At 35.6% G+C, this 22,913-nt stretch carries 22 protein-coding genes; 5 read left to right on the forward strand and 17 right to left on the reverse strand.

Annotated features, from left to right (window positions below):
* Positions 1 to 29 precede the first annotated feature (29 nt).
* Positions 30 to 617 (reverse strand): WYL domain-containing protein, encoded by a 588-nt coding sequence (locus MKY02_RS13170; RefSeq protein WP_340711336.1) that lies wholly within the window; start codon positions 615 to 617, stop codon positions 30 to 32.
* Positions 618 to 646: 29 nt separating this feature from the next.
* On the reverse strand, positions 647 to 958 hold the full coding sequence (locus tag MKY02_RS13175; protein ID WP_340711337.1) for a helix-turn-helix transcriptional regulator: 312 nt from the start codon (positions 956 to 958) through the stop codon (positions 647 to 649).
* A 109-nt stretch (positions 959 to 1,067) separates the two neighbouring features.
* Here MKY02_RS13175 and MKY02_RS13180 point away from each other — a divergent pair, with 109 nt between their 5' ends.
* Complete coding sequence (locus tag MKY02_RS13180) at positions 1,068 to 1,673, forward strand: DJ-1/PfpI family protein (protein WP_340711338.1); 606 nt, start codon at positions 1,068 to 1,070, stop codon at positions 1,671 to 1,673.
* Positions 1,674 to 2,004: 331 nt separating this feature from the next.
* Here MKY02_RS13180 and MKY02_RS13185 read toward each other — a convergent pair whose 3' ends face one another.
* From MKY02_RS13185 to MKY02_RS13195, 3 genes are all read right to left on the reverse strand, one after another.
* Positions 2,005 to 2,211 (reverse strand): hypothetical protein, encoded by a 207-nt coding sequence (locus MKY02_RS13185; protein WP_038189275.1) that lies wholly within the window; start codon positions 2,209 to 2,211, stop codon positions 2,005 to 2,007.
* 38 nt (positions 2,212 to 2,249) lie between these two features.
* A complete protein-coding gene (locus MKY02_RS13190) occupies positions 2,250 to 2,840 on the reverse strand; it encodes a TetR/AcrR family transcriptional regulator (protein ID WP_038189278.1) in 591 nt (196 codons plus the stop codon).
* Between the two features lie 144 nt (positions 2,841 to 2,984).
* Positions 2,985 to 3,731, reverse strand: coding sequence for an SDR family NAD(P)-dependent oxidoreductase (locus MKY02_RS13195; protein ID WP_340711340.1), 747 nt, complete (start codon positions 3,729 to 3,731; stop codon positions 2,985 to 2,987).
* A 956-nt stretch (positions 3,732 to 4,687) separates the two neighbouring features.
* Between MKY02_RS13195 and MKY02_RS13200 the strand changes: the two genes are divergently transcribed.
* The gene (locus MKY02_RS13200) at positions 4,688 to 5,893 is read left to right on the forward strand and encodes a quaternary amine ABC transporter ATP-binding protein (RefSeq protein ID WP_076035120.1); all 1,206 of its coding nucleotides are present in this window, start codon (positions 4,688 to 4,690) and stop codon (positions 5,891 to 5,893) included.
* Positions 5,894 to 5,896: 3 nt separating this feature from the next.
* The gene (locus MKY02_RS13205) at positions 5,897 to 7,624 is read left to right on the forward strand and encodes a glycine betaine ABC transporter substrate-binding protein (RefSeq protein WP_038189295.1); all 1,728 of its coding nucleotides are present in this window, start codon (positions 5,897 to 5,899) and stop codon (positions 7,622 to 7,624) included.
* A gap of 48 nt (positions 7,625 to 7,672) precedes the next feature.
* On the opposite strand, the gene MKY02_RS13210 is transcribed toward MKY02_RS13205, so the two are convergent.
* The 8 genes from MKY02_RS13210 to MKY02_RS13245 form a co-directional block, all read right to left on the reverse strand.
* Positions 7,673 to 9,034 (reverse strand): MmgE/PrpD family protein, encoded by a 1,362-nt coding sequence (locus MKY02_RS13210; RefSeq protein ID WP_038189298.1) that lies wholly within the window; start codon positions 9,032 to 9,034, stop codon positions 7,673 to 7,675.
* A gap of 11 nt (positions 9,035 to 9,045) precedes the next feature.
* The gene (locus MKY02_RS13215; protein WP_340711341.1) at positions 9,046 to 10,173 is read right to left on the reverse strand and encodes a zinc-dependent alcohol dehydrogenase family protein; all 1,128 of its coding nucleotides are present in this window, start codon (positions 10,171 to 10,173) and stop codon (positions 9,046 to 9,048) included.
* 14 nt (positions 10,174 to 10,187) lie between these two features.
* Positions 10,188 to 11,624, reverse strand: a complete 1,437-nt coding sequence (locus MKY02_RS13220; protein WP_340711344.1) for an aldehyde dehydrogenase family protein — start codon at positions 11,622 to 11,624, stop codon at positions 10,188 to 10,190.
* A 67-nt stretch (positions 11,625 to 11,691) separates the two neighbouring features.
* A complete protein-coding gene (gene ahlS / locus MKY02_RS13225; protein WP_340711346.1) occupies positions 11,692 to 12,525 on the reverse strand; it encodes an AhlS family quorum-quenching N-acyl homoserine lactonase in 834 nt (277 codons plus the stop codon).
* A gap of 58 nt (positions 12,526 to 12,583) precedes the next feature.
* On the reverse strand, positions 12,584 to 13,765 hold the full coding sequence (locus MKY02_RS13230; RefSeq protein ID WP_340711348.1) for a CaiB/BaiF CoA transferase family protein: 1,182 nt from the start codon (positions 13,763 to 13,765) through the stop codon (positions 12,584 to 12,586).
* A gap of 47 nt (positions 13,766 to 13,812) precedes the next feature.
* On the reverse strand, positions 13,813 to 14,982 hold the full coding sequence (locus MKY02_RS13235; RefSeq protein ID WP_051448820.1) for an acyl-CoA dehydrogenase family protein: 1,170 nt from the start codon (positions 14,980 to 14,982) through the stop codon (positions 13,813 to 13,815).
* A 12-nt stretch (positions 14,983 to 14,994) separates the two neighbouring features.
* Positions 14,995 to 15,780 (reverse strand): enoyl-CoA hydratase/isomerase family protein, encoded by a 786-nt coding sequence (locus MKY02_RS13240; RefSeq protein WP_051448821.1) that lies wholly within the window; start codon positions 15,778 to 15,780, stop codon positions 14,995 to 14,997.
* Between the two features lie 2 nt (positions 15,781 to 15,782).
* Positions 15,783 to 16,877 carry a zinc-binding dehydrogenase gene (locus MKY02_RS13245; RefSeq protein ID WP_340711350.1) on the reverse strand — a complete coding sequence of 365 codons (1,095 nt, stop codon included), beginning with the start codon at positions 16,875 to 16,877 and terminating at the stop codon, positions 15,783 to 15,785.
* Positions 16,878 to 17,166: 289 nt separating this feature from the next.
* On the opposite strand from MKY02_RS13245, the gene MKY02_RS13250 reads away from it, so the two are divergent.
* Positions 17,167 to 18,771 (forward strand): ABC-F family ATP-binding cassette domain-containing protein, encoded by a 1,605-nt coding sequence (locus MKY02_RS13250; RefSeq protein WP_038189310.1) that lies wholly within the window; start codon positions 17,167 to 17,169, stop codon positions 18,769 to 18,771.
* 167 nt (positions 18,772 to 18,938) lie between these two features.
* Here MKY02_RS13250 and MKY02_RS13255 read toward each other — a convergent pair whose 3' ends face one another.
* Complete coding sequence (locus tag MKY02_RS13255) at positions 18,939 to 19,619, reverse strand: YjjG family noncanonical pyrimidine nucleotidase (RefSeq protein WP_076065854.1); 681 nt, start codon at positions 19,617 to 19,619, stop codon at positions 18,939 to 18,941.
* Positions 19,620 to 19,885: 266 nt separating this feature from the next.
* Complete coding sequence (locus tag MKY02_RS13260) at positions 19,886 to 20,710, reverse strand: DUF4097 family beta strand repeat-containing protein (protein ID WP_076065853.1); 825 nt, start codon at positions 20,708 to 20,710, stop codon at positions 19,886 to 19,888.
* Positions 20,711 to 21,117: 407 nt separating this feature from the next.
* Here MKY02_RS13260 and MKY02_RS13265 point away from each other — a divergent pair, with 407 nt between their 5' ends.
* Entirely contained in the window at positions 21,118 to 21,642 is a 525-nt protein-coding gene (locus MKY02_RS13265) for a cupin domain-containing protein (protein WP_210402667.1), read from the forward strand.
* 330 nt (positions 21,643 to 21,972) lie between these two features.
* Here the strand turns inward: MKY02_RS13265 and MKY02_RS13270 are convergent, their stop codons facing one another.
* A complete protein-coding gene (locus MKY02_RS13270) occupies positions 21,973 to 22,386 on the reverse strand; it encodes a MarR family winged helix-turn-helix transcriptional regulator (protein ID WP_038189330.1) in 414 nt (137 codons plus the stop codon).
* Between the two features lie 173 nt (positions 22,387 to 22,559).
* Complete coding sequence (locus MKY02_RS13275) at positions 22,560 to 22,739, reverse strand: hypothetical protein (protein ID WP_038189333.1); 180 nt, start codon at positions 22,737 to 22,739, stop codon at positions 22,560 to 22,562.
* Positions 22,740 to 22,913: the final 174 nt, after the last annotated feature.

A 22,913-nucleotide genomic window follows, 5' to 3' on the forward strand; every position in this document is an offset into this window, starting at 1 on the left:
ATGATTTTATTATTGTTTCCTATACTAAATCACTGGTATAAAACACTCAATTCTAAAATTTTCTTTTTTATTTCAGCTCTTAACTCTATGGGGTGAACTACTTTTGCATTCTTCCCCATTTGTATAAAATAATCAGCCAAAAAGTCCATTTCTGTTTCACTTATTGAGCCCTTTATGACTCCATGACCTTTACTGTCTATTGATATTCGATGATATGGCGAAACATTAGATTTATATTTTTCTACTCCTTCTGGCGTTAATTCCACAAAAAGCTCATACTCTTTTTTGATTGATAAAAGATTAATAATATCATGTAAGTTGGTTTCCTTTAGATTCATCTTGTCATTTCTGACACTTAATCCAATCTCTGATATTCGATCGCAGCGAAAAAGTCTAAATTCCTTCTTAAGGTAGCAATACGAAGGGCAATACCATCTTCCATATTGAGAAAATAATCCAATTGGTTGTATATCTCTTTTAACCCCCAAGTAAGAAATCCAAAGCGTTTCATTTTCGATAGCCGCCATAAATAGCTCTTTTAATAGGGGATTTTCTTTACTCTGATTATCTATTTTGAAATCAATCTTATTTTTGATTAAATCAATTTCACCTTTCATCTTTCCATTTAAGTTCAGGTAGAATTTTTTTATGATTGAATTATATTCTGATTCAAAAGGTAGGCTAAAAAATGTTTTAAAGATAAAAGAGCAAAAAAGATCGAGAAAGTTTCTTCTTTTGTAAAAGAGACAGCAAGTAGATTTTTTTCTTCCAAAACTTGATATCCTCCATTAGGTCCTACCTCTGAAATTAATGGAACCCCTAAAATACTTAGTTCTTCTAAATCCCTAAGAATCGTTCTTCTTGAAACATTAAATTCATTTGCTAAATCATCTACTTTAAACTTTTTGACTCGATTAATATACAACCTTAATTCATTTAATCTAATTGCCTTACTCAATACTTTCCCCTATTTACTAATTGTGTCATCATTTGTCACTAATACATTATATACTGAGAACAGCATCGAATTAATAGAATTTTTGTAAACTAATTAGGAGGGCTTATGAATGAACCAAACTGAGAAAAAAGAGATTTTAATTGTAGTGTTGGACGAATTTGCTGATTGGGAATTGTCTTATATAGCAGCTTTTTTAAATACTACAGACAAGTACATTACTAAAATAGTTAGTGTAAGCGAGGGTGTTATAAAGTTAATCGGTGGATTAAGTGTTCTTCCAAATTATACTTTTAGAAGTATACCTGAAGTCTTTTATGGTTTAATACTGATTGGGGGGAACTCCTGGCGAAAGTCGCTCAACAATAACGTCATTCCAATAATGGAAAAGGCACTTACTATGAATATTCCTGTCGGGGCAATATGTGATGCAACAGTTTTTATGGGCGCCAATGGATGGTTAAATGAAATAAAGCATACCAGCAATGATCTTAATGATTTGAAAACTTATGCAAAAGATAACTACCAAAATGAAAAAAATTATGTACTAGAGCAAGCAGTTTCTGATGGGAAAATTGTGACCGCAAATGGAACAGCTTCATTAGAATTTGCAAAAGAAATTCTTGAATTATTAGAAGCATATCCTAAGGAACATATAAATCAGCTTTATAATTTTCACAAATTAGGGTATTACGAGGCAAAAAAGGTGAATTCTTAAACATTCATAATGCACATAATCCTTAAGATAGGAATTTATGTGCATTTTAACTTTACAAGATATACTCGCAAGTACCTTTTTAAAAGAAAATTATTCATAATTTAATGCTCTTTTGAATTGGTGAATTGTGAATTTTCATGTATAATCTATTCTTACTTCTTCAACTAACCTGCCCTGTTCGTTTAAGTACATTTCTTCACTACCTTTTCATAGATTTCAATATAAATATCCAACAAAAAATCACCTCAAAGAAAAACTAAAGAGGTGATTTTTATCGAACTTTTTTTCTAATCATCAATTTTTTTAAAACTATATGTTTATTAACTATTTATTAGTCCCCACCACCACAAGAAGATCCTGAATCAGAAGAGTCCGAACTAGATGAAGAACTTCCACATGAATTAGATGTATCACCAAATACAGAAGCAAAAAAACCTGTATTTGTTTCATCATTATTGCTACCAGCTCGTGAATAATCAGCTTCTTTCTTTAGGCTAATACTTTTATTTTCTTTACGTTTTTTATTGAATGGCCACATATAATCACTCCTTTTAAATAAATTCGACCTAAAGTAAACTAATTAAAATCTTCTAAATAAGGTCCAGAAATTGAGATTTTCAAAAGAATTTCTGTGAGCTCTTCTGGCGTGTATTTATCTAGCTCTTCCAACCACGAGATGATTACTTCTAAAAAAGCACCCGTAGCATACTGAATCAGTATATCTTTAGGTACTATTACTGCCATACCTGATTCCTGTGCCGCTCCTATACCTTCTTCTACAAAAGATCGAATAATCCGCTTAAATTCTTTCGCAAATTTTGTCTTACGATTTTGCAATAAGAACATTTCATAGAAAGAATGATTATCCTTAATGTGTTTAAATAAGGACACCATATTTTCAGGCAAGTTGGTTGAACTTAAGTCCCGAATCGCCATTTTTTGTTGAACTGCAATATGAGATGTTAAATCACTTAACATCTCTTCAGAAAATTTATCCATTAGTTCATTAATAGAAGAATAATGTTTATAAAATGTAGGACGTGTAATATTAGCACTTTCACAGAGAGTTTTAATAGAAATAGTTTCTGAAGAAATGAGCATATTAAAGAATGCATTTTTAATACTTTCTAAGCTTCTTATTTCTCTTGGATCCAGTCCTTCTTTCATTAGTCGCGATGCCTCCGATCAATGTATGTATTCCAACATTATACAAAAATGCTATGGAAAAGCGAAATAACTTGAATTCAACAAATTTAATCATAAAAAAAGAGCTGACATTGGTTAATCAGCCCTTTTCTATGAAATTTAAGATTAAAGTGCAGTCCATCCACCATCGATAACAAGTTCAGAACCAGTAACAAAACGTGCTTCATCACTCGCTAAGAATAATACACCGTACGCAACATCTTCTGGATTACCCATATAAGGAAGTTGAGTATGTGCTTCATAATAAGGCATAGCAGGTTCCATATATGGCTCTGTCATTGGTGTTACGATAATTCCTGGGTGTACTGAGTTTACACGAACTCTATCTTTACCATATTCAATTGCTGCAGCTTTTGATAATACACGCAATGCTCCTTTAGAAGCTGTGTAAGGGCTTGTACCAGCCATACCCACAAGTCCACCTATAGAAGAAATATTAATAACTGAACCACTGCCGTTTTTCTGCATTTCAGGAACAGCATATTTCATACCAAGTACACAGCTATTCAAGTTAATATCCATTACTCTATTCCATTCAGACATCTCGATATCAGCAATTACACTCGTGCAAGACACACCTGCATTATTAACAAGAATATCTACTTTACCGAATTTTTCAACAGTTAAAGCGACAACTTCTTTCCATTGTATCTCAGAAGTTACATCATGTTTAAATGCAATTGCCTGACCACCAGCTGCATTAATTGCCTCAACTACTTCATTTAAAAGTTCTTCTTGAATATCCGTAGCAACTACAGATGCTCCTTCTTTAGCGAATAGCTCACATTCTTTGGCACCCATACCCGATGCTGCACCTGTAATAATTGCCACTTTACCGCTTAAACGTCCCATATAAAAAAACCTCCTATAAATATGTAATTCGAACAATCTATTTTACACTATGCAAAATAGTTTCCGATTTCTTTATAACACGAATTTTCTGAAATAGCAAATAAGGGTATTTTAAAATGTCATAATAACTATTATTAAAAACAAAAGGCTTATAAATATGGTTTAATAATACATTATATATTTATATCCTTTGCTGTTAATGGAAAGAATCCTACCATATATAGGTACTTGCCGCATTAATACTGATAACTAAAATTCTATTACTAACAAGAGATCTAAAATCATCGATTTTCATTTTCCATTTCGACAAAAAATGAAATTACATATAAGTAAAAATTTTCAAATTATTACTTACTAATTTTTAGCTATTTATCCATCTTTCAAAAATGAAAACATCCATTTATACACCATCGCAAACTAGTGTTTTTCCCCGGAAATTTAAATAGGTCTAATCTCACATTTTACAAATATTTTTCATCTATTATTCTATCTATTACATCTACCGATAAAAAAGAAAAAAACATATACACACCAACGTTTACAATACATTTCAAATGTTTCAGTACTGCGAAAAAGTTATTGAAATCAATAGTTCTAAGTACGGCTATCATTTGAAATGAAGTTTAGTAAACGATATAGTAATAAAGTAAACACTCTATTTTGCCCATAAAAAAATCCCTTATTTGATGTTGTTTTTCCCCTTTTTTCTTTACCCTCATCATCAACACATATCAAAAATTGGTAAAAATATGAGTAAAGCAAGCATAAATATAATGACTAATTTCCATTTACTTTATTAAACAATTGGAAATTCAAGTAAGAAGGATTGTTTTAGTCATCTTCGCACATGATAAACCAATAACTTCTTATTTATTTTTCGAGATAATTAAATTTAATAATCGTTATTTCATGACTGCTTCTGTTTTCAAAAAGAATATTAAGAACGAGGTGTTTAAATGGATCCTTTTGTAGAAGTAAGAAACGTATCAAAGATTTTTGGTAAGTCTCCCAAAGCAGCACTGGAGCTTTTAGAATTAGGTCGTTCTAAAAAAGAAATTTTGAAAGAGACTGGACAAACTTTAGGTGTAAATAAAGTAAACTTTAGTATTTACCCTGGAGAGATCTTCGTAATTATGGGCTTGTCTGGTAGCGGTAAATCTACGTTAATTCGAATGTTTAATCGTCTGATTGCCCCAACCATTGGTGAGATTTTAATTGATAATGAAGATATCGTAAAAATGAGTGCTTCCCGTCTGAGAGAAGTAAGACAACAGAAAATTAGTATGGTATTTCAAAACTTTGCTCTTTTCCCCCACAAAACAATTTTAGAAAACACTGAATTTGGACTTGAGATCCAAAACAAGCCTATAAAAGATCGACGTGAGAAGGCTATGCAAGCTTTAGAAATCGTTGGACTTAAAGGGTATGAACATCAATTACCTTCACAACTAAGTGGTGGTATGCAACAAAGGGTAGGTCTTGCTCGCGCACTTGCTAGTGACACCGATATCTTGCTAATGGATGAGGCATTTAGTGCACTAGATCCATTAATCCGTAAAGACATGCAAGATGAACTACTCGAGATTCAGGAGAATTTCAAAAAAACGATTATCTTTATTACACATGATTTAGACGAAGCACTAAGAATTGGCGATCGAATCGCTCTAATGAAAGATGGTAGCATCATCCAACTTGGTACACCGGAACAAATCATGATGAATCCAGCAAATGAATTTGTTGAAAAATTTGTTGAAGATGTCGATTTATCTAAAGTCTTAACAGCTTCACATATTATGAAACGACCAGAGAAAATTGGTGCCGATAGAGGTCCACGTGTTGCGCTAGAGATCATGCGTAAAGAAGGTTATTCAAGTATATTCGTGGTGGATCGTAAGCAAAAATTACTTGGCGCTATTTCTGCCGAACAAGCACGCCAAGCGATTGATCAAAACTTATCAATATCAGAAGTCATGACAACCGAAGTACCAACAGTACCTGAGGATGCACTACTCGTCGACTTAATGGATGTTATGGCAACGTCCGCTCTTCCAATATCAGTCGTAGATGATAAACACAGAATCAAAGGAATTGTTATTCGCGGAGCTGTCATAGGTGCATTAGCTGGTAACAAAGATTCCTTGAACGATTTGGAGAGTGAGTAAACGATGAATATAACAAAAATTCCATTAGGTGAATGGGTAGATTCTTTAGTAGATTGGATCACAGTCACGTTTGCTGCACTGTTTTCATTTTTTACAAATTTAATCGATGGACTGTTAAATATAATTGTTGATGTATTAAGTGTAGGTCCCCCAATTGTTTTAATTATTGTGTTAGCCTTACTAGTCGGCTATACGAGTAAATGGCCATTAGGCATATTTACAGTAGTGAGTTTGCTATTAGTTGATAACTTAGGTTATTGGGATTCAACGATTCAAACTTTAGCTATTGTATTAGTATCAGGATTCTTTATCATATTACTCGGTATTCCTATCGGTATATGGTGTGCACAAAATAAAACAGTACAAAATATCGTTACACCTATTTTAGACTTTATGCAGACAATGCCTGCATTTGTTTATCTGATTCCTTCAATACTATTTTTCGGAATTGGTGTAGTACCAGGTATTGTTGCATCGTTTATTTTCGCGATTGCACCTGCTATTCGAATGACTAATCTTGGTATTCAAGAAGTGCCAAAAGATTTGATTGAAGCATCAGATGCATTCGGATCAACATCCAGTCAAAAATTATTTAAAGTTCAATTACCTTTAGCAACACCAACCATATTAGCAGGTATTAACCAAAGTATTATGCTTGCCCTTTCAATGGTTGTAACTGCTTCATTAGTTGGTGCGCCTGGACTTGGTGCAGACGTTTACCGTGCCGTGAGCCAGATTAATGTTGGACAAGGTTTTGAAGCCGGTCTTTCTATCGTATTCATTGCCATCATTTTAGACCGCATTACTCAAAACATCCGTAAACCAGCGTATGAAAAACTTGTAAGTCGTAAAATTGTCCTTATTATCACAGGTATCCTCATTGTAGTAGCTGCATTATTTAACACATTTACAAAAGAGGACACTATAAAAGGGACTGGTTCTGCTATTGGTGAATCGACGGATTATAAAATTATCGGTATTGAACCCGGTGCTGGACTAATGGCACAAGCAAAAACTGCGATGAAAGATTATAAATTAGATAATTGGACGCTTGTTGAAGGTTCTTCTGCAGCAATGGTTGCTGAATTGAAGAAAGCATATTCAAAAAAAGAACCAATTATTATTACAGGTTGGTCTCCACATTGGATGTTCGCTTCCTTTGATTTGAAATATCTCGATGATCCTAATGGGACATTTGGTGGCGCAGAAGAAATTAATACAATCGTACGAAAAGGATTAAAAGAAGATGCTCCTGGTGCCTATACAATACTCGATCAATTCTCTTGGGACACAAGTGATATGGAGAAAGTAATGGTAGATGTATCAGGTGGTATGGATCCAAAAGAAGCCGCTGACAAATGGATTAAAGCAAATAATGATAAAGTAGCTAAATGGACGAAAGGAGCACAAGCGGGTAATGGTGAAGAGATTAAACTCGTTTATGTTGCTTGGGACACTGAAATTGCTAGTACAAACGTCATTGCGAAAGTACTTGAGCAAAACGGCTATAAAGTAAAAATGAGTCAAGTTGAAGTTGGTCCGATGTTTGCAGGTGTTGCAAACGGAAGTGTCGATGCAATGGTCGCAGCATGGTTACCAAGTACTCACAAAGATTATTATGAATCATACAAAAAAGATTTGGTTGATTTAGGACCAAACTTAAAAGGAACAAAAAATGGTATCGTTGTTCCTAAATATGTAGATATTGATTCCATTGAAGATTTAAAATAGAAGAAAACGAACCCAAAATAGTATCCACTATTTTGGGTTTTTGTTTATTTAAGTTACGGCTTCAATCTTCCTATGCACCGTAGTTACTAGTTCTTTTACGGTAAATTGTTCTAGGTTGAGAATTGTTTTTACGATTTGCACTCTTTGTTCAAAAGGTAAGTCGTTTGCAAGTGTCATAAATTTCTCAACTAACGCATCAGTAGACACTGGATTTTCTGGATCTCCAACTGGATATCTCGTTTTTGCTTTATAAATCGAACCATCATTAAAATGTATCGATAGATTTGTACCCCATTCTTCCGGATAGGCTGCATCTACTTTTTTGTCTACTTGAACTTCAATTTTTTCTACTATTGCGTGAATTGTTGGATCATGCAATATTTGTTCTGTAAATGCATGATAACCTCCACTACCAGTTATTAGTGCAAGGGCCGCACAAAACTGAATACTAAATTTTGCAGCATAAATCGTATCAGGTGATGGATTATCCGTTATATCCAATGCTACTTTATAAGTTGAGATTACGATTTTCTTTATCTCTTTTAAATTCACATTATGTCCTTTATGATATTCAACTAGTAAATCCATAACATGATGTGTATGACGGCAAGAAGCATGTATTTTAAATGAGTTTTCAATAATTTTAAAGCTATCGCCAAAACCTTCTGTCATCTTGGACACATCATGCTGTTCACTCATGGCTTCAAAAAAGCCTCGACTTCCTTCTAAAATTTTCTTCGCGCCCGTAAATCCTTTTTGTGCTAGTAAACAACTTAAAACACCGTGCATAGCCGCTTTCCCCGGATGAAGTTGCTTGGACATTGCGCCATCTTCGATAAATTCCCAAAGACCAGCCGCTTGTGTACCAGCACTACCTAACGCGTCGACAATTTGATTTTCATTTAACTTCAGTAATTTCGCTACTGCAGCTGTAGCACCAAAAGTTCCACATGTAGCTGTATTATGGAAGTAATAATAATGTGATGGTGACACTGTTTCCCCAATTCTATACGCCACTTCATACCCTGCGACAATCGCTGTGATGAGATCTTTCCCAGAAAGCCTTTTCCACTCAGCAACTGCAATTGCGGCTGGCATCACAACTGTTGCAGCATGTACTATAGATGCCTTATGGATATCATCAAGTTCAACAAAATGACTTGCCGCACCATTTAATAATGCTACATTCAACACTGAATTTTTAACATTAGTAACTGTTGTTGCTTGCAGTGCACCACCCATTTCACGAATGAGTTCATCAATCATTTGTATTGGTAACCCATCTCGTCCTTTAAGTGCAGATGCGTAATAATCTAGGATACAACGTTTTGTAAATGTAACGACTTCCTTCGGTAACTGCTCATATGTTAAACCTACAATGTAGTTTGCGATCTGAATGCTAAACTCCACACAACTACCCCCTAATCCATTTTAATAATAATGCGTGATGAATCACCATTTGCTAGTAAATCAAAGCCTTCGTTTATATCTTCGAGGGTAATAATGTTCGACATTAGCTCATCTACAGGCAAACGCCCTTGCTTCATAAGCTCAATATAACGTGAAATATCACGTTTTGGCACACAACTACCTACATACGATCCCTTTAACGTCTTTTCTTCTGCTGTTAATGTCACGTAAGGAAAAGAAAATTGATGTTCTGGATGTGGTAAACCCGTTGTTGTCGTTACACCGCCGCGCTTTGTTACAGCGTATGCAACATCCAAAGCTGCTACTACCCCAGCTGTTTCAAATGCATAATCGACGCCGCCATTCGTATACTTTTTGACTTGTTGAACGACATCTTCGTCCCTTGAATTAAAGACAGCAGTAGCTCCCAGTTCTTTTGCTTGTACTAATTTTTTATCATTAATATCAATCGCAATCACTTCGCTAGCACCTGCCGCAATTGCACCAAGTAATGCGCTTAAGCCAATACCCCCAAGGCCAATAACAGCTACCGTACTACCCAGCTTCACATTGGCCGTATTCACGACCGCTCCTACACCAGTAATAACCGCACAACCAAACAATGCGAGTTTTTCAAACGGCAAATCTTCATCAATCTTCACCAAAGAATTCTCTGATACTACTGCGTATTCAGAAAAAGCAGAGACACCCACATGGTGATTGACATCTTCTGTTTCAGTATGAATACGAATGCCTCCACTAATTAATGTCCCTGCTCCATTTGAAACAGCGCCTGGTTCACAAAGTGCTGGCCGACCTTCAGAACATGGAATGCAGTGTCCACAACTTGGTACAAAAACACAAATCACTTTATCTCCAGGTGAGAATGCTGTTACACCTTCGCCTAATTCAACAACAATTCCTGCCGCTTCATGTCCTAGCGCCATTGGAAGAGGTCGTGGGCGACTACCATCAATAACGGATAAGTCCGAGTGACAAAGACTTGCTGCTTTTATTTGAACAAGCACTTCTCCTACTTCTGGTGAATCTAGCTCTACTGTTTCAATATGAATTGGTCGACTTTTTGCATATGGCTTTTGAACACCAGATGCACGTAAAATAGCTGATTTTACTTTCATTTGCAACGTCCCCTTTACGGTAAGATATTGATACCGATAAATTTCAACTCTGTCATACCTTCAATCGAATATTGAATACCTTCCTTGCCAACTCCACTCTTCTTCACACCGCCATATGGAATATGATCATAGCGTTTGACAGAAACTTCATTTATCCACACGCCTCCGGTTTCCAATTGTTCTGCTACACGAAGTGCACGATTAATATTATTCGTAAAGATACCTGCCTGTAAGCCGAACTCTGTATCATTCGCCCATTTTATGACATCTTCTTCTCTAGTAAATGGCATGATAGAAATTATAGGTGCAAATACTTCGGCACAAACCACTTTCATATCAAATCGAACATGATCTAAAATGGTTGCTTGCATCATTGTCCCGTGGCGCTTTCCACCAGTCAGCACAACTGCCCCTTGAGCAATTGCTTCATCTACCCATTCTTCTGCACGTTTTGCTGCCTCTTCTGTAATCATCGGTCCAAGTTCTGTTGATTCATCAAGTGGATCTCCCATTCTCAACTGAGACACTTTTTCAACAATCTTTTTTATAAACTCCTTATACACTGTCTGATGTACAAAAATACGTTGTGCTGAGACACATGCCTGCCCTGCAAATGTGAAGCCTCCCATTGTAATCGCATTGACTGCATGATCGATATCTGCATCTTCAAATACAATATTAGGTGCATTGGAGCCTAGCTCTAAAGTGATTTTTTTCCCTTTCGCCATCTCTTGTATTTTCCATCCAACGGTACTACTTCCTGTGAAAGTCACCTTTTTTACTAATGGATGTGTCACTAATGTTTCAACTAATTGCTCTCCTGGACCATTCAATAAATTAAAAGCGCCCTTTGGTAAACCAGCTTGTTCAAACAATTTATATAACTTTATAGCAGACAATGGTGTTTTCTCTGCTGGTTTTAACACGATTGTATTTCCCGCTGCAATGGCAGGTGCAACTTTATGAAGTGACATATTTAAAGGGAAATTGAACGGTGTAATTGCTGCAACAACTCCAATTGGTACCCGTTTAGCTATACCTATTTGCCCTTCACCATCAAGTGCATTATCTAAGACAATTTGTTCCCCGTTTAAATTTTTTGCCCCTTCAGAAGCAAAGCGTAATACTTGAATAGCCCGAGCCACTTCACCTCTTGCTTCTACAATCGGCTTGCCTGCTTCTTGTGCTAACGTATTTGCAAAATCTGGTGCTTGTATTTCGAGTAGATCCGCAGCTCGTCGTAAAATCGTACTACGTTTATATGCAGGCATTGATTTCATTTTTTGTTGGTAAATTTCATGAGCTACTTCAACTGCAAGTTCCACATCGCTAGTCGTAGCACAACTGACTATTCCGATTAGCTCATTATTAAAAGGATTACGCACTTCAATTTCTTCACGTAAATCACCTTTAATTTCTACACCTCTAATATAAGAACAAGATTCAATCATTTTTCATCCTCCTCTGTACTTTATAAAAATACCCTAAGACAGTAGTGGCCTTAGGGTTGTTATTGGTTTACTCGTAATAGCCTTCGGTTGATTTAATAAATGAGTTAAACTGATTCGAATCATGACCAAACCAAATGGTTGAATTATTTTGTTCTGCAAGTTTTCGAATACGTTCAGCTGTGCTACTATAGCCAACAGAATCATATATGATACCTGGTGGCTTAACAGGAGGGCCTAAGCTTTCTGCTGTATATAACGCATCTGAAGCAAGTAAAAGATTACCTGTACCTGGCAACTCAATATGCAAGCCCAGCATACCGTAAGCATGTCCTGGACCAAAGTTTAAGATTTTAATTCCTTTCACTAACTCCACTTCTTTTTCATGTGGCTGAATTGTGCGCCAGCGTAGCTGATTTTTTATCCATGCTTCTACATCACCCCATATATAAGCACCCATATCACGTGTCATCGCAAATGTTTTCATAACATTAGATAACTCTGAATCATGGACAATAATTTCGGCATTCGTAAATAACTCTAAGCAACCGGCATGATCTAAATGCAGATGAGATGCGACAACATATTTTATATCTTCTGGACGTACCTTTAGTTGTTCTAAACGATTGATTAAGTAGCATTCCTCACTTTGGAAAACAGGGAACAGCTTTTGTACACCTTGTGGCCAGCGTCCTTCTTTTCCCATACCATCAGGATTACAACCTGTATCAAATAAAATTTTCCCATCAGGATGATCAATCAAAACTGCATAAACTGGGAATTCTACAAACTCTGCTGGGGGAGAAGGATTATCAACACTTGCTGGGTTATGCATAGCAATCATATAGTTTTTATCCATCTTCATCGAACCTGTATCTAATACATACACTTTCGATTTACACATAGTCATTCCTCCAATTGATCAATTATTTAAAACTTCTTTCCATAACAAATATCTGTCGTTAATTTTGCAATTCTTGCCTGTTCATTAAACGCTCAATTTCTACATCACTTTTCCCTAAATCCCTCAGCACTTCAACTGTATGCTCACCTAGAGCTGGGGGCGTATTTCTGACTTGCAAATCCACTGATGATAATGTAATCGGTAAGCGGGTTAAGTGGATGTTTCCATTGCTTGGGTTCTCGGCATCTATAAGCATATGGTTACTAAGTGTTTGTGGGTGCTTTGCTACATCAGTCATTTGCTGAATCATGGCACTAGGTACACCTTGATGCTCTAAATCGGCGAGCCAATCTGCTGCTTTTTTTGATTGCAGCGCTTCCGTTAGTTTTTCATTGAGTAGTGTACGATTTTGAACACGCACTACGTTTGAAGAAAAACGCTCATCTATAAGCCATTGCTGCTTCTCTAACACTACACAGAGCTTGTCGAATAATCGATCATTAGAAATGCCTATCATAATTGGTATATCTGCAGTTTGAAAAGCGCCATACGGTGCGAATGAAGCGTGATTAGAGCCTAATTTTTCTGGATTTTCCCCTGTTAACATTGTTGAGAGTAAATGATAAGCGACCCAGTAGACTCCTGTTTCATAAAGTGAAGTTTCAACTTTTTGCCCTTGTCCATTTTCTTTACGCTGCAAGAGAGCTGATAAAATACCAAGTGCACCCCACACAGCACTGCCTTGATCTAAAATCGAAACAGGTACACGTGCTAAATGATCGCTTCCTGTCATGCTCATTAAACCTGTTTCAGCCTGTAATATAGCATCGTAACCGGGTTTATATTTGGAAGGCCCCATTTGACCATATGCTGTTAATGAACAATAAATTAAACGTTCATTTAAAGATTTCAAAGTATCATAGCCTAGGCCTAACTTATCAGCTTTACCTAATCGATAATTTTCAACAAAAATATCCGCATCACGTATTAGCTCATACATCACTTCTCTTGCTTCTTGTAATTGTAGATTTAATACAACTGACTTTTTATTGCGATTAATATTTAAGAAAAATGTTCCATCCTCTTTTACAAGTGGGGCCATTTTACGTGCTTCGTCACCAATACCCGGACGTTCAATCTTAATAACTTCCGCACCAAGATCAGCTAAAATCATCGTCAAACTGGGACCTGAAATGTTCGTCGTGACATCAATGACTCTCATTCCTTGTAATGGCAACATTCACTTCACCACCCTTCCAGTCTTACTCTCCTATTTCAAAACATCACTTAGTAAGATTTAGGCATTTTCAAAACATGCTCCCCTACATACGATAAAATAAGGTTTGTCGAAATAGGTGCTACCTGATATAATCGTGTTTCTTTAAATTTCCGTTCAATATCATACTCCGTCGCGAAGCCATAACCACCGTGTGTTTGTAATGTGACATTTGCCGCTTCCCAAGACGCATCCGCTGCAAGAAGCTTAGACATATTCGCCTCTGCCCCGCATGATTTTCCTTCATCAAATAATTGAGCTGCTTTAAAACGCATGAGATTCGCCGCTTCAATATTGATATATGCTCTTGCAATCGGGAACTGAATGCCTTGATTTTGACTGATAGGGCGATTAAAAATGACACGTTCATTCGCATAATTTGTCGCACGTTCAATAAACCAACGACCATCACCAATACATTCAGAGGCAATTAAAATACGTTCTGCATTCATACCGTCTAAAATGTACCGAAAACCCTTTCCTTCTTCTCCAATTAGGTTTTCTACAGGTACTTTTAAATTTTCGATAAACAACTCAGTCGTTGAATGATTCATCATCGTCTTAATCGGCCGAATTTCAATGCCATTTCCAACTGCCTCTCGTAAATCAACTAATAGCACGGACAAGCCTTCACTCTTTTTCGTTACTTGTTCAACAGAGGTTGTACGCACGAGTAAAATCATTAAATCTGAATGTTCCGTACGAGATATAAACACCTTCTGACCATTCACTATATAGTGATCACCTTGTCGCACGGCTGATGTTTTTAGACTTGTCGTATCCGTACCTGTATTTGGTTCTGTCACCCCAAAAGCTTGTAGGCGTAACCTACCATCAGCAATTTTTGGCAAATACATACGTTTTTGATCATCCGAACCATGACGTAAAATGGTTCCCATCGTATACATTTGGGCATGACACGCCCCAGAGTTTCCACCAGAACGATTGATTTCTTCTAAAATAACGGACGCTTCTGTAATGCCAAGGCCCGCCCCCCCGTATTCTTCAGGAATGAGTGCTGCTAAAAAGCCTGCATCAGTTAGCGCTTTCACAAATTCCGTTGGATATGCTTGCTGCTCATCAATTTTTCGCCAGTACGTATCGGGAAATGCTTTACAAACAGCACGTACACTTTGACGGAGTTCTTCTAAAAACGCCACTTTTTCTTCTGCTAATAACAACGCAATTCTCCCTCACTTCCCTGTGAAAATCGGCGCCCTTTTCTCATTAAATGCAAGCACACCTTCAAGACGATCATTTGAATTAACCGCTAGATTATAAATCTCTATTTCTCGTTTTCGCGCTTCACTATTTGATAACGCTCCTATCGTATTTGCACTCTTCTTACAACCTTGCACACCCAAAGGAGCATTTTTTGCAATTTTATTTGCAAGTCTTAGTGCTGTTTGGAACAACTCCGCCGGTGGAACGACCGCATTAAGTAGACCAGCATCACTTGCTTCTTCTACTCCAAAGATTTCACCGGTAAACAACCATTGTTTCGCTTTATGTAATGGCACTCGTTTAGGTAAAAGGCGAGAACCACCACATCCAGGCATTATGCCACGCGTTACTTCCGGTAAGCCAAATTTCGATGTTTTTGCTGCAACGAGTAAATCGCAATTGAGCGCTAATTCAAAACCACCCGCCAAAGCATAGCCATTCACTACGGCAATTGTTGGCTGTGGTAGATCCTCAAGCGCATAAAACATTTGCTCAAATAACTCATGCTGCGCTTTCCAAGCCTCATCAGAAAGCCCTTGACGTTCCTTCAAATCTGCTCCAGAGCAAAATGCGTCATTATTTGAAGAAGTTAAAAGTACAACCCTAATGGACGAATCAGTTGATACAACTTTTAAAAGTGACAACATATACTCAGCCATTTTTGTATTAAAAGCATTGAGCATTTTCGGTCGATTTAAAGTTATGTTTAAAATCTGTCCGTTATCTCCTAATATTTCAGTTAGAATGGGATTCATAATTACACTCCTTCATTGACTAAAATTGAAGCTCGTGTTATTTCACGAGTTGCGGAAGTATCAAGTGCTTTTGCAATATCTGCTAACGTATAATCACAAGCTAGCATGTCATCAAATGGGTATACATCGCTTTTGTCACTTAAAAACGTGAGTGCTTTTTGCAAATACCATGGATTGTATCGAATAACTCCTAAAATCTGAATATTTTTTCGCGTCATTAGCCCTGGGTCAAACTCAGTCAACTTTCCTGGTGAGATATTACCAATACTAATGTACTTGCCTCCTGCTTTTAATAAATGGATACCCTCATTTAATGCAGCAGGTACACCCGTTAACTCCATCGCAATATCAGCGCCTCTATTATTCGTTAAAGCTAATAGGCGAGCTACGCGATCTGCTACTGAAGGATATTCTGCAAAAGAAATTGTATAATCGGCCCCAAACCTCTTCGCAAGTGCAAGGCGACTTTCAACTGCATCGATCACAATTACTGTCGCACCTAATGATTTCGCAACAGCGGATGCATTCAATCCAAGTCCTCCAGCTCCTTGTATGACGACTGTATCGCCATACTTAGTACCCGCTTTTTCAACCCCATAATATACTTGAGACAATGCACAATTGGCACTGGCTGCAGATGCATCTGAGACATTTCCTGGTACTTTATAAAAATATTGATTTGGATGAATATAATAATGCGTTGCAAACGAACCATGGAAATGAGGATATTCATGAGCATCCTTACTCCAAAATTCGTATGCATTTTCGCACAAGTTAAACAAACCTTGCTGACAATGGGTACACTTGCGGCAAGTTAAAAAGTAAGCAGCTGCAATCCTGTCTCCAACTTTCACTGGATTTCCAGCAAAATCCGTTGTGACATTTTCACCAAGTTCCACAATTTCTCCCACCATCTCATGTCCCATTACACCTGATTTTTTTGTCGGATGTTGTCCTCTCCAAATGTGTAGTTCAGAACCACATACATTCGTTCGAATCACTTTCACTAACACGCTACCTTGTCCAGCTGTTGGTAAATCATATTCTTCAAAGATAAGTTGCTCAGGCTCTGTCATCACCGCGACTTTCCCTTTCATAGGAATCCCACCTTTTCTTTGATTTACATCTTATTAATTCTATTTCTATGAGATTCAAAAAATGAGTATAATCTAAAGTTTAATTTTTTCTATATCAATATTTTTACAAAAGATGCACTTAGAATGACCATTCTTACTATTTTTTTTCTCAATAAGCTGCAAAATGCAGTGGTTTTGGCTTAAAAGCATATATTATACGTAAATTTATACACTTTTAGAGTTTTATTTACTGCCTTGCATAGCGTTCCATGATATACTTGAAGCATTGTGAAAAAAAGGAGGAACTTACATGATTCAAGTAAGTAATGTAGGTCTTCGCTATGGCGACCGTAAATTATTTGACGACGTAAATATTAAATTCACACCGGGTAACTGTTACGGACTAATCGGAGCAAACGGTGCGGGTAAATCCACATTCTTAAAAATTCTATCTGGTGATATTGAGGCACAAGATGGCCACGTATCAATGGGTAAAGACGAACGTCTTTCTGTATTAAAGCAAAATCACTTCGAATACGATGAATTTAACGTTTTAGATACAGTTGTTATGGGGAACAAACGTCTTTGGGAAGTAAAAGCTGAAAAAGACGCAATCTACGCAAAAGAAGAATTTTCTGATGAAGATGGCATGCGTGCTGCTGAATTAGAAGGTGAGTTTGCTGACCTAAACGGTTGGGAAGCTGAATCTGAAGCGGCAACATTATTAAATGGTTTAGGGATTGGTGACGAACTTCACTATATGCTTATGGCTGACCTAGAAGGTTCAGACAAAGTTAAAGTGTTATTAGCACAAGCTCTTTTTGGTAAGCCTGACGTTCTATTACTGGATGAGCCTACCAACCACCTTGACTTAAAAGCAATCCAATGGTTAGAAGAATTTTTAATCAACTTTGAAAATACGGTTATTGTTGTATCCCATGACCGTCACTTCTTAAACAAAGTATGTACACATATTGCTGACCTTGATTTCTCTAAAATCCAATTATATGTTGGTAACTATGACTTCTGGTATGAGTCTAGCCAATTAGCACAAAAAATGATGTCTGACCAAAACAAGAAGAAAGAAGAGAAGATTAAAGAGCTACAAGCATTCGTTGCTCGTTTCTCTGCGAACGCATCTAAATCTAGCCAAGCAACTTCTCGTAAAAAAATGTTGGATAAAATCGAGCTTGATGACATTAAACCATCTAGCCGTAAATATCCATTCATCAACTTCCAAACTGGTCGTGAAATTGGTAATGACGTGTTAACTGTTGATGGTCTAACAGCAAGTCATGATGGCGAAACTCTATTTAAAGACATTCGCTTCTCTATGAACAAAGAAGACAAAATCATTTTATTAGGTAGCCCGCAAGCAAAAACTGCTCTTCTTGATATCTTAATGGAACAAAAAGAAGCAGATGCAGGAACATATAAATGGGGTGTTACTACATCTCAAAGCTACTTTGAAAATGATCATGATAAATACTTCGGAGGCAATGAGAAATCATTAGTAGAATGGTTACGCCAATATTCACCAGAAGACGAAACTGAAAGCTTCTTACGTGGATTCTTAGGTCGTATGCTATTCTCAGGTGAAGAAGTGAAAAAATCTCCTTCTGTATTATCAGGGGGAGAAAAAGTTCGTTGTATGCTTTCTAAAATGATGCTTGCTTCTGCAAATGTTATTTTACTTGATGAGCCTACTAACCATCTTGACCTTGAGTCAATCCAAGCACTAAATGAAGGTTTAATCCGCTTCAAAGGCGCTATGATCTTCACATCTCATGACCATCAGTTCATTCAAACAATTGCTAACCGCGTAATCGAAATCCGTGAAGACGGTTCAATTTTAGATAAGCAATTAACTTATGATGAATATTTAGAGTGGAAAGAAAAAGAAGGTTTGAAATAATCCTTTAATCACTTTTAAGGATTTATTCCGAACAAAACCCCGCAATTCCCAATTTAATTGGAAAGTGCGGGGTTTTTCATGTCAACGCTTAGAATTTAATCTCCATTTATATGCTGAAATATATTACAAAACAAATAAATTGATGATTCGTTTAAACTTCTCTACTCCTATACAATTTCTAAAAGATCCGTCAGCTCATGTATTTCATACGTCGGCTTAATTCCTATTTTATTTTCTTTATAATGCGGATTAAACCAGCACGTATCAATCCCGTAATTTATCCCACCTTGAATATCAGAGGTTAAAGAATCACCCACGATCAACACTTTTTCTTTATCTGTAATCTGTAGCTTGGAAAATGCATAATCGAAAATACCTTTTTCAGGTTTCTGGAATCCAACTTCTTCAGAAATAAAGATATGCTCAAAAGCGTTACTGAGAGGAGAGCCCCCTATTCTTGATATCTGCACATCTTTAAAGCCATTTGTGATAATAGACAGCCGACACCCAGAAAGCTTGTCACATACTTCTACGGCTCCCTGTATAGGATGTATTTCCTTGCCCAAATATCCAAGATACACACAACTGAACTTATCAGCATTAATTTCAAGCTCATTTGTATAGAACAACTGCTTAAATCTTTCAACTCCCAGTTTTGGTAAAGTGATAAGTCCTTGTTCCAAATCTCTCCATAACATCATGCTAATCTCTTTGTAGTTTGCTTCATAATCCGCCAATCCCGTAGGTAATCCGAACTCCACAAAAGTTTTATGTAAGGCATTTTTTTCCGACTTACTAAAGTCGAATAGAGTATCATCAACATCGAACAAAATAGTTTCGTACTTCATATAGCTACCTCCATTAAACAATACCGACCTAACTAGGCCGCTTCACTCAATTTACATTCATAAAAAACATTGATGTACTCTCTGTTACTTCATTTGTAATATCTCTATCTTTTCCTCTATAGTGTGCAAAAATTAAAATGTGATATGACTTCGGAAGAATGCTTATTTTAATAGTTTAATTAATACAAGAGTACACCCTTATTATACGGTATATTTAGAAAGTCTTGTATAACAAACAGCTCTTTCATTTAATTAGCTTTAGTCAATTATTTAATTTTTATATGACCTACTGAAACAGAAATATCTAATTCGTTATCCGACTTTATGTTATTTACTATTCGATTTCCCGCCCCTTGTTTAATAATATTTTCGTTTAGTAATTTATCATTTTCTGAGGTTATCTTCCCATTCTTAGATGCAATATTAAAGCTAATTTCATTCATCTCTAGCTCTCTAGGTAGCGTTATGTGGACATTGCCGTTTGACAATTTTATCTTGTTCTTACCCTTAATATGTGTAAAAATCAAACCTTTTAATGAGCCTGTTTGGTTCTTTATATTAACCGTTCCATCCACAGACCCTATTTTAATAGAACCGTTTTTTGCTTCTATATTTAAGTCATCCCCTTTAAAAGAGTCTACAATAATATTTCCTACACTCGAACTAAGGCTTAATTGATTAATTTCACTTACATTTTTTGCAGTTATATTGCCATTTCGCGTATTTATTTGCACATGTTCTAATAATCTAGAAGGAATATTCAATACCAATTCCCCTCTTTTTGTTGAACCAGGCACTATGGTCATCCACTTTTTTTGAATTGCCTTTACCTTTATAATGGCTTGATCCTTCTCATAAACAATATCCATGCTAGGACTTCCAACTAATGATTTTTGACCTGTATATTTAACCTTCATCATTTGCTCACCAGTGACAATAACAATGTTTGAAATATCAGCATCAACATAAATTCTCTTTACGTAATCCAAATCACTCTTGTACTCAACATCTTTTTTACTCATATTCGATGCAACAATAGAGCCAGCTATCATTAAAATCAACACCCCAATCATCCATTTCATTCTTTTCATACTCTTCTCCTTATTTAGAATTAATAATAATCATTTTAACTTCAAAAATAAAATATTTTAATTACTAAAATATATATAAACTATAATATATAATCACGATACTAATTGTCAAATTTTTTAAATAAAAGATTTTCCACAATATCTAAGGATAGAAACCCCATCAAATAATAATGGAGGTAGATTGTTACCATATCATTAAATCGTTGTATCGACCTTTCCCTAGCCCTATATTCTGAGCATACATAAGGAAGGAAGATGCGATTTTTTTAATTCGATCAATCTCAATAACGCTATAATACTTTGCTTTTTAACGGGTAGATTTACAGTTTTCTTTTATAAAAGTCTAACTATGACATAAAGAAATGATGTAATATTTAGATATTGAGTTGAAAGGATGGATATATAAAATGATCAAACTAAGTGAATTACAATCTTGGATATCAAAACTTGGACTTATTCCACATCCAGAAGGTGGATATTACAAAGAAACTTTCCAATCTGAGGAACGCACTTCTGATAAAGAATTACAAGTAACTTTTAAAGGTCAAAAAAAGCTTTATACGAGTATTTATTTTCTATTAACGTCAAATGATATTTCTCATTTCCATCGTTTGAAATCTGATGAATTATGGTATTATCACGGTGGTAGTCCTTTAACAATCCATATCATTCATGAAAATGGAGAATATGAGGAGATTAAATTAGGATTAAATCTTGAAAAAGGAGAAGTTCCTCAAGCTTTAGTTCCTAAACATTCAATCTTTGGCTCTTCTGTTATGGGGGAAGATGTATGCTCTCTTGTTGGGTGCATGGTTTCTCCAGGTTTTGAATTCCAAGACTTCGAGTTATTTACACAAGACGAACTTTTACTAAAATATCCTCAACACAAAGATATAATTTTGAAGTTAGCGTACAAAGAAATTCCAAAATAATTTAGGGCATACACTACCTAAATATAGTTCTCCAAGATTATTTACATAGGGACAAAAAGAATATGTCTTTTTGTCCCTGTTTTCTATATCCACTACAAATATGATTGTTTGGATTTAAAATAAACTTTAATTATTATGCAGGATTTCATTATTTTATTTGCACAATAAGAGTTGGTTAGTTGGAAAATGCTATCAACTACATATATATTGAGATAACTAACTACTTTTATAAGAATTTTAAAATGCCCCTTCGATAAACAGTGATTTTAGTGACATAAGAATTTTAAAAAACAAAAAAACAGATTGGAAGTAATCTGTTTTTAGAATTGATTAATATTCGATTTTTTTAAATAGCTTATTTATCTCTACAAATGTGCTTGAGATTTCCTCTATCTTTTCTTTTGAGAATTTTGAAAAAATTAATGCAACTCTTTCTTCCCCTTTTTTAGTTAGAGATACCCTTACAACTCTTCTATCATCTTTTATCCTTATTCTTTCTACATAATCTAAGTTTTCAAGTTTATCACACATATTCGTTGCTGCTCCAGGTGTTAGCATAAACGCTTCTGAGATTTCAGTAATTTTCATATGTTTGAATAATTTTAGTCTAAGCAATAAGAGGATTAAATTTTCTGAGAGGTTTTCTTCATGCGTAAGTACCTTCATAAATTCATTTGATTTATTTTGAATATCAAACATTTCCTCCATTAAATTCTTTATAGCGTCTTCAAAAGATTTTTCCATCACAATCATCCCTTAGATAATTTTAGTTATTAAAATTTAAAATGATTAAATAATTTAAGAACTATATATGTATTATACAATCTACAGTAAGATTTTGCTAATTCTTAAGAGATGGTCATTTTCTAAAGTAACTCAAAATAAAAAGCCACACCTAGTAGATGTGGCTTAAATTACTACTCTTCTATACCAACAATTTCAGAGATATGTGCAATCGCTACCGTTGTAAAATCATCCAAATCAAGGTATGCATAACTTTCTACTGTTTCACTTAAATAATTTTCATAGAACTCGTCGGGAGATTCATCAACAACGTATGTATTCCCATTTCCCATAATGACCAGTGATTTCTTCATATCTCTTCCTCCTCCTAACATATTATTAATATCATATGCTAGTAATAGAGAGGTTCATGCCACATTTGATAAGTATTATTTAAAGTTTTAAGATACACATACAAAACTACTCGATTTTCATATCGATATATATTTTATGGATGAAGATACTCTACATTTGTTTCCAGTCCATTT

It is taken from the genome of Viridibacillus sp. FSL R5-0888, from assembly GCF_038009105.1.
GTDB classification, from domain to species: Bacteria; Bacillota; Bacilli; order Bacillales_A; family Planococcaceae; genus Viridibacillus; species Viridibacillus arenosi.

What these genes read in the sequence shown, in the direction of transcription:
- MKY02_RS13170 (WP_340711336.1), bottom strand. Translation starts at nt 617, where the DNA reads ATGAAAGGTGAAATTGATTTAATCAAAAATAAGATTGATTTCAAAATA.
- MKY02_RS13180 (WP_340711338.1), top strand. Translation starts at nt 1,068, where the DNA reads ATGAACCAAACTGAGAAAAAAGAGATTTTAATTGTAGTGTTGGACGAA.
- MKY02_RS13185 (WP_038189275.1), bottom strand. Translation starts at nt 2,211, where the DNA reads ATGTGGCCATTCAATAAAAAACGTAAAGAAAATAAAAGTATTAGCCTA.
- MKY02_RS13190 (WP_038189278.1), bottom strand. Translation starts at nt 2,840, where the DNA reads ATGAAAGAAGGACTGGATCCAAGAGAAATAAGAAGCTTAGAAAGTATT.
- MKY02_RS13195 (WP_340711340.1), bottom strand. Translation starts at nt 3,731, where the DNA reads ATGGGACGTTTAAGCGGTAAAGTGGCAATTATTACAGGTGCAGCATCG.
- MKY02_RS13200 (WP_076035120.1), top strand. Translation starts at nt 4,688, where the DNA reads ATGGATCCTTTTGTAGAAGTAAGAAACGTATCAAAGATTTTTGGTAAG.
- MKY02_RS13205 (WP_038189295.1), top strand. Translation starts at nt 5,897, where the DNA reads ATGAATATAACAAAAATTCCATTAGGTGAATGGGTAGATTCTTTAGTA.
- MKY02_RS13215 (WP_340711341.1), bottom strand. Translation starts at nt 10,173, where the DNA reads ATGAAAGTAAAATCAGCTATTTTACGTGCATCTGGTGTTCAAAAGCCA.
- MKY02_RS13220 (WP_340711344.1), bottom strand. Translation starts at nt 11,624, where the DNA reads ATGATTGAATCTTGTTCTTATATTAGAGGTGTAGAAATTAAAGGTGAT.
- ahlS (WP_340711346.1), bottom strand. Translation starts at nt 12,525, where the DNA reads ATGTGTAAATCGAAAGTGTATGTATTAGATACAGGTTCGATGAAGATG.
- MKY02_RS13230 (WP_340711348.1), bottom strand. Translation starts at nt 13,765, where the DNA reads ATGTTGCCATTACAAGGAATGAGAGTCATTGATGTCACGACGAACATT.
- MKY02_RS13240 (WP_051448821.1), bottom strand. Translation starts at nt 15,780, where the DNA reads ATGAATCCCATTCTAACTGAAATATTAGGAGATAACGGACAGATTTTA.
- MKY02_RS13245 (WP_340711350.1), bottom strand. Translation starts at nt 16,877, where the DNA reads ATGAAAGGGAAAGTCGCGGTGATGACAGAGCCTGAGCAACTTATCTTT.
- MKY02_RS13250 (WP_038189310.1), top strand. Translation starts at nt 17,167, where the DNA reads ATGATTCAAGTAAGTAATGTAGGTCTTCGCTATGGCGACCGTAAATTA.
- MKY02_RS13255 (WP_076065854.1), bottom strand. Translation starts at nt 19,619, where the DNA reads ATGAAGTACGAAACTATTTTGTTCGATGTTGATGATACTCTATTCGAC.
- MKY02_RS13260 (WP_076065853.1), bottom strand. Translation starts at nt 20,710, where the DNA reads ATGAAAAGAATGAAATGGATGATTGGGGTGTTGATTTTAATGATAGCT.
- MKY02_RS13265 (WP_210402667.1), top strand. Translation starts at nt 21,118, where the DNA reads ATGATCAAACTAAGTGAATTACAATCTTGGATATCAAAACTTGGACTT.
- MKY02_RS13270 (WP_038189330.1), bottom strand. Translation starts at nt 22,386, where the DNA reads ATGGAAAAATCTTTTGAAGACGCTATAAAGAATTTAATGGAGGAAATG.
- MKY02_RS13275 (WP_038189333.1), bottom strand. Translation starts at nt 22,739, where the DNA reads ATGAAGAAATCACTGGTCATTATGGGAAATGGGAATACATACGTTGTT.